The organism is Neobacillus mesonae (assembly GCF_001636315.1).
GTDB classification, from domain to species: domain Bacteria; phylum Bacillota; class Bacilli; order Bacillales; family Cytobacillaceae; genus Neobacillus; species Neobacillus mesonae.
This window is the reverse complement of sequence record NZ_KV440949.1, coordinates 4,172,084-4,183,656: the sequence shown is the minus strand read 5'-3', so window position 1 is coordinate 4,183,656 and position 11,573 is coordinate 4,172,084. Positions and strand designations below refer to the sequence as shown.

At 39.5% G+C, this 11,573-nt stretch carries 13 protein-coding genes; 7 read left to right on the top strand and 6 right to left on the bottom strand.

All coding sequences use genetic code 11. The features are described 5' to 3' along the window. The first annotated feature begins 33 nt into the window (after nucleotides 1-33). The 4 genes from A6749_RS19525 to A6749_RS19510 all read left to right on the top strand — a co-directional run bounded on the left by A6749_RS19525 (nucleotide 34) and on the right by A6749_RS19510 (nucleotide 2,740). Nucleotides 34-243: a YheE family protein gene (locus A6749_RS19525; RefSeq protein ID WP_066394595.1), complete on the top strand. Its 210-nt coding sequence runs from the start codon at nucleotides 34-36 to the stop codon at nucleotides 241-243. Between the two features lie 66 nt (nucleotides 244-309). After that, entirely contained in the window at nucleotides 310-501 is a 192-nt protein-coding gene (locus tag A6749_RS19520) for a hypothetical protein (RefSeq protein WP_066394582.1), read from the top strand. A 127-nt stretch (nucleotides 502-628) separates the two neighbouring features. Then, the gene (locus A6749_RS19515) at nucleotides 629-1,534 is read left to right on the top strand and encodes a PucR family transcriptional regulator (protein ID WP_066394575.1); all 906 of its coding nucleotides are present in this window, start codon (nucleotides 629-631) and stop codon (nucleotides 1,532-1,534) included. A 105-nt stretch (nucleotides 1,535-1,639) separates the two neighbouring features. Further along, the gene (locus A6749_RS19510; RefSeq protein WP_066394572.1) at nucleotides 1,640-2,740 is read left to right on the top strand and encodes an ABC transporter ATP-binding protein; all 1,101 of its coding nucleotides are present in this window, start codon (nucleotides 1,640-1,642) and stop codon (nucleotides 2,738-2,740) included. A 58-nt stretch (nucleotides 2,741-2,798) separates the two neighbouring features. On the opposite strand, the gene A6749_RS19505 is transcribed toward A6749_RS19510, so the two are convergent. Next, nucleotides 2,799-3,041: a hypothetical protein gene (locus A6749_RS19505; RefSeq protein ID WP_066394569.1), complete on the bottom strand. Its 243-nt coding sequence runs from the start codon at nucleotides 3,039-3,041 to the stop codon at nucleotides 2,799-2,801. A gap of 315 nt (nucleotides 3,042-3,356) precedes the next feature. Here A6749_RS19505 and A6749_RS19500 point away from each other — a divergent pair, with 315 nt between their 5' ends. Further along, nucleotides 3,357-3,560, top strand: a complete 204-nt coding sequence (locus A6749_RS19500; RefSeq protein ID WP_066394566.1) for an alpha/beta-type small acid-soluble spore protein — start codon at nucleotides 3,357-3,359, stop codon at nucleotides 3,558-3,560. 117 nt (nucleotides 3,561-3,677) lie between these two features. Here the strand turns inward: A6749_RS19500 and fumC are convergent, their stop codons facing one another. The 4 genes from fumC to A6749_RS19480 form a co-directional block, all read right to left on the bottom strand. Then, entirely contained in the window at nucleotides 3,678-5,057 is a 1,380-nt protein-coding gene (gene fumC / locus A6749_RS19495; RefSeq protein ID WP_066394556.1) for a class II fumarate hydratase, read from the bottom strand. Between the two features lie 336 nt (nucleotides 5,058-5,393). After that, nucleotides 5,394-7,409, bottom strand: coding sequence for an ABC transporter ATP-binding protein (locus A6749_RS19490; protein ID WP_066394549.1), 2,016 nt, complete (start codon nucleotides 7,407-7,409; stop codon nucleotides 5,394-5,396). Then, nucleotides 7,406-9,163 carry an ABC transporter ATP-binding protein gene (locus A6749_RS19485; RefSeq protein ID WP_066394542.1) on the bottom strand — a complete coding sequence of 586 codons (1,758 nt, stop codon included), beginning with the start codon at nucleotides 9,161-9,163 and terminating at the stop codon, nucleotides 7,406-7,408. The genes A6749_RS19490 and A6749_RS19485 overlap by 4 nt, the downstream gene beginning before the upstream one ends. A gap of 411 nt (nucleotides 9,164-9,574) precedes the next feature. Continuing rightward, a complete protein-coding gene (locus A6749_RS19480; RefSeq protein ID WP_066394536.1) occupies nucleotides 9,575-9,889 on the bottom strand; it encodes a YbjQ family protein in 315 nt (104 codons plus the stop codon). 172 nt (nucleotides 9,890-10,061) lie between these two features. Between A6749_RS19480 and A6749_RS27785 the strand changes: the two genes are divergently transcribed. Next, nucleotides 10,062-10,283 (top strand): hypothetical protein, encoded by a 222-nt coding sequence (locus A6749_RS27785; RefSeq protein WP_084797905.1) that lies wholly within the window; start codon nucleotides 10,062-10,064, stop codon nucleotides 10,281-10,283. Nucleotides 10,284-10,292: 9 nt separating this feature from the next. Further along, nucleotides 10,293-10,976, top strand: a complete 684-nt coding sequence (locus A6749_RS19475) for a nuclease-related domain-containing protein (protein ID WP_161487159.1) — start codon at nucleotides 10,293-10,295, stop codon at nucleotides 10,974-10,976. A gap of 469 nt (nucleotides 10,977-11,445) precedes the next feature. Here the strand turns inward: A6749_RS19475 and A6749_RS28155 are convergent. Further along, a partial coding sequence (locus tag A6749_RS28155) for a transposase (protein WP_180321140.1) occupies nucleotides 11,446-11,573 on the bottom strand: 128 nt, incomplete at its 5' end.

Sequence of the window (11,573 nt, the reverse complement as noted above, 5' to 3'; positions counted from 1 at the left end):
ATAATAGATGTTTACTTTAGGGGGATAATGAGCATGATTACACATTTTCAATTTAAACCATTGTTTGAAAATAAAAATATTCCCGGCTGGCATATTTCCTTTTACTTTAAAAAACAAAGATATACGGGGATCTATCATCAAACAGGGAAAATCGAATGGACAACAGGCACACCTGAACCGGCAGATTTACAGTCGCTTACAAGCCAAATCCACGAACTCATGCTTTACCATGTTTATGAATAACTCTTTCTGAATGAAATTTGCACCTTTCCATACACTAACATTATCAGTAAGGAAAGGATGATGGCAATGAAGGAAAATAAGGAGAACAATACAGAACAAGGTTCCATGTATGAAGGCAGAGATGTTGCCTATATGGACATTGATAGAATGATTAATGAAGGCATGTCAGGCGGCTCGGTGCATATGCGCCACGATACCACGAATATCGAGGAAGCCCGCGACTTAAGAGAAGAAGAGCCTCCACATGAAGCCGAATAAATATTCCTTTACTGGGCCAAAAAAAGGCTCAGTTTTTTTATGTCTGTTATAATAAGGAAAGTGCAAACCGCCTTTGTAACAAACAAAGCTTGTTTGTAAGAAATAGTATAATAGCGGGGAAATAATCATGTTAAAAAAATTACTGAATTATTATCCAAATTCCATTACATTTTCCAATCTTCCTGAAAATCCATCGGATCAATATTATATTTTTTATCATGAGGCCGAAAACGAGTGGATTGGCATTTTAAAATCCACTATAAATGACCAGGAAATAAAATTGCTAAAATCATTATTCACATTTATCGATACTGAAAATGTAAATAATTCAACCTTAGCCCAAAAATGGTATGATTTTTTACTCATGGATGGGCCAAAGCCCTCAGAAAAAATACAATCAGAATTACGCTTTATACAATTTTATATTCATACTGATGAGCTCAGTCAAGTTGAAATTGAGGCAGCGTTAACTGGCTTTTTTAGCGAAGAAGTCAACATTATCTGGGAAAATCGTAATAAAGGCATTGTCATTGAAGACACAAAACATATTTCTTTAAGCGAAGATGAATTGCTTTCCATGTCAGAAACATTAGAAACAGATTTGTATGCAAAAATATCCTTTTATATTGGAAAGCCCTATACGTTATCCGGCCGCCTCCCTTCCTTATTTAGAAAAGAGAGCGAATTTTTTGCATTCGGGATGGCACAATTAACGGAAACAACCATTTTCACCTATGAACGAATTTTCCCTGCCTATATCGCTTATCATTTGCCTGAAGAATTAATTCAAAAGATCAATACTGAAATATTGGAGCTTTTCCAGTCTGACACTGAGTTATTTTCGACGATCAAAATTTTTCTTGAAAATAATTTAAATGCCAGCCTGACATCAAAAAAATTATATATTCACCGTAATACCCTGCAATACCGAATTGATAAATTCACTGAAAAAACTGGAATTAACTTAAAGGATTTCTACGGTGCCTTTACAGTTTTCCTGGCCTGCCTTATTTTTGAATATCAGACAAAATGACAATATGCCCAAAACAGCGCTTTCAATCTTTGTGCAACGTGTCTATATTGCTTTTGGGCCTTTTCCGTTAAACTGTGATTAACAACTTAACGGGAGGCATGCAAAATGGCTGAATTAAAATTAGACCATATTTATAAAATTTATGATAATAAGGTAACCGCAGTATCTGATTTTAACCTTCATATCGAAGACAAAGAATTTATCGTCTTCGTTGGTCCGTCTGGTTGCGGAAAATCAACGACATTACGGATGATTGCCGGACTTGAAGAAATCTCTAAAGGTGATTTCTTTATTGACGGTAAACGTGTGAATGATGTTGCACCAAAAGATCGTGATATCGCAATGGTATTCCAAAACTATGCGTTATATCCGCATATGACTGTTTATGATAATATGGCATTTGGATTGAAGCTGCGTAAGTTTCCAAAGGATGAAATTGACCGCCGTGTGAAAGAAGCAGCAAAAATCCTTGGCTTAGAAGCCTATTTAACACGTAAACCAAAAGCATTATCCGGCGGTCAACGCCAGCGTGTTGCCTTAGGACGTGCTATCGTTCGTGATGCAAAAGTATTCTTAATGGACGAGCCATTATCAAACCTTGATGCAAAGCTTCGTGTACAAATGCGTGCTGAAATTGCAAAGCTTCACCGCCGTTTGGATACAACAACAATTTACGTAACTCACGACCAAACTGAAGCGATGACAATGGCGACAAGATTGGTCGTTATGAAGGATGGAATTATTCAACAGGTTGGTTCTCCGAAAGAGGTTTACGAAAAGCCGGAAAATGTTTTCGTAGGCGGATTTATCGGTTCACCTGCAATGAACTTCTTTAATGGTAAACTTGAAGATGGCAGGTTTGTCATTGGAAAAACAGCCATCGCCGTACCGGAAGGAAAAATGAAATTCCTTCGTGAACAAGGGTATGTCGGCAAAACTATCATTCTTGGCATTCGCCCAGAGGATATCCATGACGAGCCAGTATTTATCGCTGCGTCAACAGGCACTAAAATTAATGCCAAAATCGATGTTGCTGAATTAACAGGGGCAGAACTAATGGTCTACTCTACTCTTGGAGACCAAGATTTTGTAGCCCGCCTCGACTCACGCGCAGACATTAAACCAGGCGACACTCTTGAACTTGCTTTCGACTTAAATAAAGCACACTTCTTCGACACAGATTCAGAAGTAAGAATTCGCCCATAATAGACCTAACAGGTGTCAGGCACCATGTGAAAAATTCACATGGGCCTGACACCCTTTTTTATTCTTTGATGAAGATTACATCATCCTGTTGACAACGTGGGCAGCGATAGAGATGAGGGCATTTGTGACCTGCATATGTATCAGGATATCCATCTTCGAGTTTCATTAAATCAATTTCCATGTATGGGCTGTAATCATCGTAATAGTCCATTAGCCGGCCGCTTTCCAGCATTGGTTCCCCGCAATTGGAGCAAATTAAGGATACGTCCCGCAAGCCATTACAAACTGGGCATATTGACATTCGTTTCACCCTTTTTAATGTTTTTCATAGTTTGCGTCACTTTGTTCCTGCTAATGTAATGGAATAAATTACTAAGCAAACTCTCGAATAAGTAAGGCCAATTTATCCATAATAAAGATTACAAACAGCAAAACAGCAATTACAAAAAACCACTTACAACATTGGATGAAGCCAAGCTAGGGTTATGACCGGTGCAACTCCGGTTCATCCAGCCAAATCTTATTATCATGGGTTAGGCCTTAAGGGCAAGGTTAAAAGCCAATATGGTTCAATTCCATACTAACCCCAAACTAAACAGAGGAGTGTTATTCAACTATGGCTAACAACAACAACTCTAATCAACTATTAGTACCAGGAGTACAAGAAGCACTTAACCAAATGAAGTATGAAATCGCTCAAGAGTTTGGTGTAAATCTTGGCGCAGACACTACTTCTCGTGCTAACGGATCTGTTGGAGGAGAAATCACTAAGCGTTTAGTATCAATGGCTGAATCTCAGCTTGGCGGATTCCAACGTTAATAAGCAACCCCTTTTTAAAACAAATTAATAATATGGCTTAGCCCCCTCAATTTCGAGGGGGCTTTCATGTTCCCGCAAGCATGGAACTTCGCCGAACTGGCACTTGTACTTTATGATTTATACCATTTTTTCAGGCTGAACCCATTGATCAAACTCTTCTTCCGTCAAATACCCCGTTTTAATCGCCGCTTCCTTTAACGTACTGTTTTCTTTAAACGCCAATTTAGCAATTTCAGCAGCTTTTTCATAACCGATATGTGGATTTAGTGCTGTAACCAGCATTAAAGATTGCTGCACCAGTTTGCTAATTACCTCGGTGTTTGCTTCGATTCCTACAGCACAGTGATCATTAAAGGATCTGATACTGTCAGTTAGCAGCTGAACTGATTGGATAAGATTATAAATAATAACCGGTTTAAACACATTTAATTCAAAATTCCCCTGGCTTGCAGCAAAACCGATTGTCGCATCATTACCAAATATTTGACAGACGACCATTGTCAGCGCTTCACTTTGGGTCGGATTCACTTTGCCGGGCATGATGGAGCTTCCCGGTTCATTTGCCGGAATCGTCAATTCCCCTATCCCGCTTCTTGGACCGCTTGCCAGCCAGCGGACATCATTGGCAATCTTCATTAAATCAGCAGCTAAAGCCTTCAAAGCCCCATGTGCATGAACAATTTCATCATGGCTAGTTAAAGCATGAAACTTATTTTCTGATGAACGAAACGGATAGCCAGTTAGTTTCGCAATTTCTTCCGCCGCCCTAGTGCTAAACTCCGGTCCCGCATTAATTCCTGTTCCAACAGCCGTTCCGCCAATGGCTAAATCCAGCAGATGGTCCATCGCTTCCGTAATCATAGTTTCGTTCTTCTCAAGCATAAACCGCCAGCCGCTGATTTCCTGGCCAAGTGTTAACGGCGTCGCATCCTGTAAATGTGTTCGGCCTATTTTGACAATCTTAGCAAATGCCTGCTCTTTTTCGCGAAATGTATTCCGCAGTTCTTCAATTGCCGGAAGCAGATTTTCCACGATTTTTATATACCCAGCAATATGCATCGCCGTTGGGAATGTATCATTTGAACTTTGCGACATGTTGACATCATCATTCGGATGTAAACGCTCATTTATATTCTGTTCCGTCAGCCACTGGTTGGCCCGGTTGGCAATAACCTCATTCACATTCATATTAGCCTGTGTACCACTCCCGGTTTGCCAGACCGCCAACGGAAAATGCTGGTCGAAATCCTTATTTAAAATATCATCACAAACCTTTTGAATAGCCTTCTTTTTTGTTTCACTTAACTTTCCCAATTGAAAATTGACGCTGGCGGCAGCCTTTTTTATATAGGTCAAACCATAAATGAGCTCTAGCGGGATTTTTTCCGAACCAATTTTAAAATTTTCCTTACTTCTTTGTGTCTGTGCCCCCCAAAATTTGTCGGCAGGCACCTTAACCTCACCTAATGTATCCATTTCTATCCGAAAGTTATCCATTCATTCACCCTCCAATTCACATTCCCTCCATTATATATACCCAAACCCTGCCACTTTATTAAAAAATGTTTCGATTAAAAAAACTGCAGACGTTTTGTCTGCAGTTTTTTTAGTGATTATAAAGCGTATATCCAATGAAATAAGCAAGAATTAGCACACTTCCAATTGCCAATACAATTGAATAATCGGTCATTTCAAATACACCTCATTTGTGATAAATGTTAAACATTTTTACATTATCACGGAAGGTGATTTTTTCTTGTGATATAAATTACACTTATGAATTAGAAAAATGAACTTTTTGTGAATCTTTAAAAAAAGTCACTACTCCTTCAATTAACCTGCTAATTCCGTACCGCCCTTCTGCAGCTGGTACATTTGATAATACTTTCCCTTTAATGCCATTAATTCAACGTGCGTACCTTGTTCCACAATTTCCCCGCGGTCTAGCACGAGAATTTGATCGGCATTACGAATCGTCGACAATCGATGTGCAATGATAAAGGTCGTACGCCCCTTCTTGAGTACCTCCATTGCTTCCTGAATCACAGCTTCCGTTTCCGTATCAATGCTTGAGGTCGCTTCATCCAATATCAGAATTGCGGGATTAAACGCCAATGCCCGGGCAAATGAAATTAACTGGCGCTGGCCGCTTGAGAGGGTACTTCCCTTCTCAATCACGGGCTCATCATATCCGTTCTCCAAATTCTTAAAGACACGGTCCGCCCCAACATCCTTCAATGCCTTCTCTACTTTTTCCCTTGTAATTGACGGGTCATCTAAGCTTACATTGGATGCAATTGTACCAGTAAATAAATACGGGTCCTGCAGCACAATTCCCATGTGGTTCCGCAGTGTCTGCCTTGGAACACATTCAATATCCTTGCCATCAATGATGATTTTCCCCTTTTGGCAATCATAGAAGCGAAATAGCAGGTTCATGATGGAGCTTTTTCCAGAGCCGGTATGACCAACAAGAGCAACCGTTTCCCCCTGTTTAGCGGAAAAATTAATATTTTTCAAAACATATTCGCCTTCTTTATAGCCGAATGAGACATTTTCGAACGAAACATTCCCTTTCATCCGGGGAATCCGCTCTAGACTAACATTTTCCCCCGGTTCATCCATGAGCTTGAAAACTCGTTCTCCGGCAACTAGTGCCTGTTCCAAATTGGCCAGCTGGTTTACCACACCCTGTACAGGCTCGAACAAACGATTAATATAATCAACAAAGGCATACAGCATCCCTAGTGAAATAACTACAGATGGAACCAGCGACAGTCCTCCAAAATACCAAATAAACGCGACAAAAATTAAGTTTCGTAAGATTCCCACTAAATTATGGGAGGTTAAAGAATTGAGCGTTAACAATTTATTTTGATAAGTAAAATGCTCATTATTTAGCTTTTCAAATTCCGCTGTCGTTTCCTTTTCCCGGCTGAACGCCTGAATAATGTTCATTCCTTGAATCGATTCATTAATCATTGCATTAATGTCACTATTTCTTGAGCGAATGACACGATTATACTTCGAGGCAAATTTCCGGTACACCAGCATCCAAACATAAAGAATCGGCAGCAGTAATAAACAAATAGCCGCAAGCTTTGGATTTAGAATGAACAACGCGACGTAAATACCGGTGATATAGATAGCACTCGTGAAAAATGTGGCCAGAACGGTCACGTACAATTCGCGGATCGCTTCCGTATCATTAGTAATTCTAGCAACCACCTTGCCAGCGGGCAGATTATCAAAATAGTTGATTGGCAGCCTCTGGATATGATTAAAGACATCCTCCCGCATCTTCTGAATAATCCGGTTAGCCGAATTTTTCAAAAGATACCTTTGACCATATTGAAAAAAGGCGGAGACGACCAATAAACCAAAATAGATCAATAACAATTGAATAATCCCAGGGATCTCCGGCTGGTAAAAACGCAGCTGTTCATTTCCCTTCAAGGTTTGCACATGATATGTTGCTTTTTTTGAACCTTTGCTTATCGTGAGCACTTCGTTATTTAAAGTCCGCTTCCCGTCAAATGTGATCTTTTCTTCGGTAAACACGAATTTTGTGCCGACTTGCAGAATTCGTACCTGATTCCCTTTTTGTTCATTCGGAGAAAAATATTCCTCCCGCTTATAATAGCTGCCGTTTAAATTTGCAGCATTTTTACTGCTGGAAGTTTCATACCAGACCGATTCAATTCCAAGGATATGCTTATCGATAATATTTTTCGCAATGAACGGGCCGGCTAAATCAGTCCCAACAGCAATTGTTAACATAAGCAATGCAGCAATTATGATCTTTTTATAATTTAAGGCATATTGAAACAATCGTCTCCCTGTCTTCATACTGACACCCCCTCTTCCATTTTATTTTCAATTTGCTGGCGGATAAATTGCTCCTTATACCAGCCGCTTCGCTCAAGCAGCTGTTCATGTGTCCCTTCCTCAATGATTTTCCCTTCATCAAGAACGATAATATGATCTGCATGCTGAACCGCAGACATTCGGTGAGTGGTTATGATTGTTGTTTTATCGCTGCGGACCTGACGGATATTATCAATGATTTTTTTCTCCGTTTTGGCATCAACCGCCGATAAGGAATCATCAAGAATCAGAATTTCCGGGTTCTTGATTAAGGCACGGGCAATCGAAATCCGCTGCTTCTGTCCCCCGGAAAGAGCTACTCCCTTTTCACCAACAAGTGTTTCCAGCCCTTCAGGAAGCATTTCCAAATCTTTTCGGAATGCCGCTAAATCGATTGCTCTCTCCATTTCAGTTTCGCTTGCATCTTTATGGCCAAATAAAATATTTTCTTTTACGCTTTTTGAAAAAAGGACATGATCCTGTGGTACATAGCCAATCCAGCTCCGCACTTGTTCAAGCGTTTGTTCCTCTAACGAAACATCCGAAATGGCAACATCTCCTTTTCCAAGCGGATATTGACGTAATAATTGCTTGATAAATGTAGTCTTGCCGCTGCCTGTTTTCCCGACAATCCCCAAAGTTTGCCCTTGGTAAAGCGTCACATCGACATTTATCAGATTGTCAAAGTTCGAGGATGGATAACGGAAGGTCACCTTTTGATAGTTAATTTTATCTGCAGTACTAAGCGATGTTGGTTCTGACGGATTGGCAACTTCCTCTTTATAGCTTAACGTTTCATTCACGCGGTCTAGTGAAGCATTACCGCGCTGCATGACATTGATTAATTCCCCAATCGCAAACATCGGCCAAATCAGCATCCCTAAGTAAACATTAAACGAAACGAGGTTCCCTAACGTAATGGTCTGATGGAAAACGAGATAGGCACCATATCCAAGACCAATTAAATAGCTGATTCCCACAAGAATTTTAATGGTAGGATCAAATAAAGAATCAATCACAGCCACTTTCATATTTTTTTGAAAAACATCTTCGGTTAATTTCTGGAAGCGGCTGCTATCGGCATTTTCTTGCACATAGGCGCGAATTACCCTTACGCCGGCAACTGATTCCAGTACATTATCGTTTAATTTACCAAAGGCATCCTGGGCTTGCATGAAACGGGTGTGAATTCGTTTCCCATATAATTGCATCAGAACAGCCATGATTGGCAGCGGAATAATTGCTGCCAGCGTCAGTTTCCAACTGATTAAAAATCCCATTGTTAACAGCAGCGTCAGCATCCACGCGCTGGAATCCACCAAGGTTAATATCCCAAATCCAGCAGTAATCGAGATTGCTTTTAAATCATTCGTCGCCCGGGCCATCAAATCCCCGGTACGATTTTTTTCATAAAAGGCCGGCGTCATTTTTAGCAGATGCTGAACGAACCGGGATCTCAGTTTTCGTTCCACTAGAAAGGCTCCGCCAAATAACAAATATTGCCAAATGTAACTAATACCATAAGATGATAGCATGATGACCAAAAGCAGTCCCAAGTAGAACCAAATTTTATTCTCCGTCATCCCGCCAATGTGAATATCATCAATCGCCATACCAATCAATTTCGGCGGCAGAATATCGATTAAGCCGACAAAAATTAGTAATGGGATGGCAATTAAATAACGCCGCTTATTTTCTTTAAAAAACCAATTTAATTTCTTTAATACCGAAAACATGCTGTCATTCCCCCTTTTGTAAAAACTATCCGCCCTCTATCTCCACATTGCTTTGTGCTAATCTAATAACGGATATTTGAGTCATTTGTTGTTCCTCCCCTATTTTTCTATAGAAAAAAATAAGGCATACCGCCATAAATGTGCAGTATGCCTCACCTTAAACCCTAAAAAAAGAGACAAAAAAACACACGTTACGCATCACAAAGGAACGCAACCTGTGTTAAGTCATCTATTGTAAGCACATGAAAGACCTAAAAGGATAATTCTTCTGAACAGGTTACGTTTCCATATTCAGTTGCTGGCTGCATTTTCATAAGTTTCATCATTTCGTAACCCTCCATTTCCTTTTTTTTCTTACCTTGTTAGATTATCACCAGTTTTTGTAATTGTCAATTCCCATTTTTCAAAAAATTAATCAATCCAAACTGCTGTTCCATAAGCGATAATTTCAGATGCTCCCTGCATGACCGAGCTTGATTGCAGCCGCATCCCCACAATGGCATTAGCTCCGGTATTTCTGGCCTCGTCCACCATTCTTTCAATTGCCTTTTCCCGGGCCTCATTCAGCATATCTGTATATTCCTTAATTTCGCCGCCAACAATCGTTTTCAAGCCTGCCATAAAATCCTTGCCAATATGCTTTGACTGAACCGTGCTTCCCTTAACCATTCCAATTATATCTCTTATTTCCCTGCCTGGTATTGCATCAGTTGTCACAATTATCATATAGAGCACCTCACTCACCTGTTTAATATTATTTTACTAAGTATCTTGAAGGTTTAATATCTATTTTTTTGAAAACGTAACAAAAATTTCATTTATTATGTACGCAGGTTTAGGCTCCTTTTTATAAAATATGTTTAGGATTTTAATAATGTTCTAAGGATGGTGACGGGGAGTGCCAGAACCTCGAAAGTCGCGCCAAACACCACTGGAATTAGTTGTTTTGCAGTCTTTAAATAGCAGGATGACGCTGTCAGATCAAGATTGGAAGAATTATTTTAGCCTAGCGAAAGGATTTGAAGGTGAAGTTAAGTTCGATCAGTTGACGGGGAAACTTGAGAGTGAATGTATCGTCATCAACGGTTTGCTGCTAAAAATAGACAACCACTTTTTTTAGATTGACACCTTGATTATTTTTCAAAAAACTATTTACCTCGTCGATGTAAAAAATTACGAAGGTGATTACGAATTTGAATCTAAGAATCTGAAGCATATTAAAACCGGAAAAATTATTAAAGATCCTTATATTCAATTGCAGCGTTGCGAAACTATGTTCCGCCAATTGCTCCAAGAACTCGGATTTCACTTCAATGTTGAAGCGTATCTAGTTTATATAAACTCAGAACTTACAATGTACCAGGCTCCACAAAACCCATCGATTATTTTTCCAACCCAGATAGTACGATTTATGCAAACATTGAATAAAATACCGACAAAATTAAACAGCGGCCATGAAAAGCTGGCGGATCTGTTAATTTCGCTGGATTTGGGAGATTACCCTTTCACGGCAAAACCAAATTATGACTACGACAGAACGATAAAAGGGGTTCTTTCCGCTTGTTGTCACCAGTTTATGGAGGCAGATGGTGATACGAAATTAAGGTGTTGTAAGTGTGGACTCGAGGATAGTGTGGAGTCCGCGGTAATACGTTGTGTGGAGGAATTTAAGATTTTGTTTCCGGAGAGGAGAGTGACAACCACGGAGATTTATAATTGGTGTAAAGTGGTAAGGTCTAGAAGAGCAATTACTAGAATTCTAAAAAAATACTATCGTCTTTGTGGTAAAGGCAGATTTAGCTATTTTGTTTAACTTAAGATAAAATTAATAGGATCTATCGAAAGAAAACCGCTCATTGATTATTCAAATTGAGCGGTTTTCTTTTGGTATTCCTTTAAGGAATCCTATGTGCACTTCTTCCGCTTTTTTTCACGATTTCGTGTTCATTGAATACCTCTATGGTCACTTCTTCCGATTTTTTTCACGATTTCGTGTTCATTGAATACCTCTATGATCACTTCTTCCGCTTTTTTTCACGATTTCGTGTTCATTGAGGACCTCTATGAGTCAAGTCCTGATTTTTGTGTAAAATCAAAGGCAATTATTTTCAACTTATTTCCTTTATATTCTCTATCCATACCCTTTCATTTTTTTTGACGAAACTTCCATGGTTTTTCTTCTACATATCCGGGAAGGGCTGTCAAAGGCTTTTCACTTTGACAGCCCTTCCCGGATATGTGATCATCCCATGATGGAAGTGGAGTCGAAAAATAAAGCAAAATTAGTTATTAATTAATGTCTTCCTCATGGAGTAGGCCTCCTGATATTGCATTAGAACGGCACCTACCAATCGAAAGGCAGATTGGGTATTTGGAAAGATACGAATTACTTTTTCCCTTCTCGTAATAA

Excerpts from the sequence above, each read along its gene's own strand:
- A6749_RS19480 (WP_066394536.1), bottom strand. The coding sequence starts at position 9,889 with ATGATAATTGTGACAACTGATGCAATACCAGGCAGGGAAATAAGAGAT.
- A6749_RS19505 (WP_066394569.1), bottom strand. The coding sequence starts at position 3,041 with ATGTCAATATGCCCAGTTTGTAATGGCTTGCGGGACGTATCCTTAATT.
- A6749_RS19490 (WP_066394549.1), bottom strand. The coding sequence starts at position 7,409 with ATGAAGACAGGGAGACGATTGTTTCAATATGCCTTAAATTATAAAAAG.
- A6749_RS19510 (WP_066394572.1), top strand. The coding sequence starts at position 1,640 with ATGGCTGAATTAAAATTAGACCATATTTATAAAATTTATGATAATAAG.
- A6749_RS19520 (WP_066394582.1), top strand. The coding sequence starts at position 310 with ATGAAGGAAAATAAGGAGAACAATACAGAACAAGGTTCCATGTATGAA.
- A6749_RS19515 (WP_066394575.1), top strand. The coding sequence starts at position 629 with ATGTTAAAAAAATTACTGAATTATTATCCAAATTCCATTACATTTTCC.
- A6749_RS19525 (WP_066394595.1), top strand. The coding sequence starts at position 34 with ATGATTACACATTTTCAATTTAAACCATTGTTTGAAAATAAAAATATT.
- fumC (WP_066394556.1), bottom strand. The coding sequence starts at position 5,057 with ATGGATAACTTTCGGATAGAAATGGATACATTAGGTGAGGTTAAGGTG.
- A6749_RS19500 (WP_066394566.1), top strand. The coding sequence starts at position 3,357 with ATGGCTAACAACAACAACTCTAATCAACTATTAGTACCAGGAGTACAA.
- A6749_RS19485 (WP_066394542.1), bottom strand. The coding sequence starts at position 9,163 with ATGTTTTCGGTATTAAAGAAATTAAATTGGTTTTTTAAAGAAAATAAG.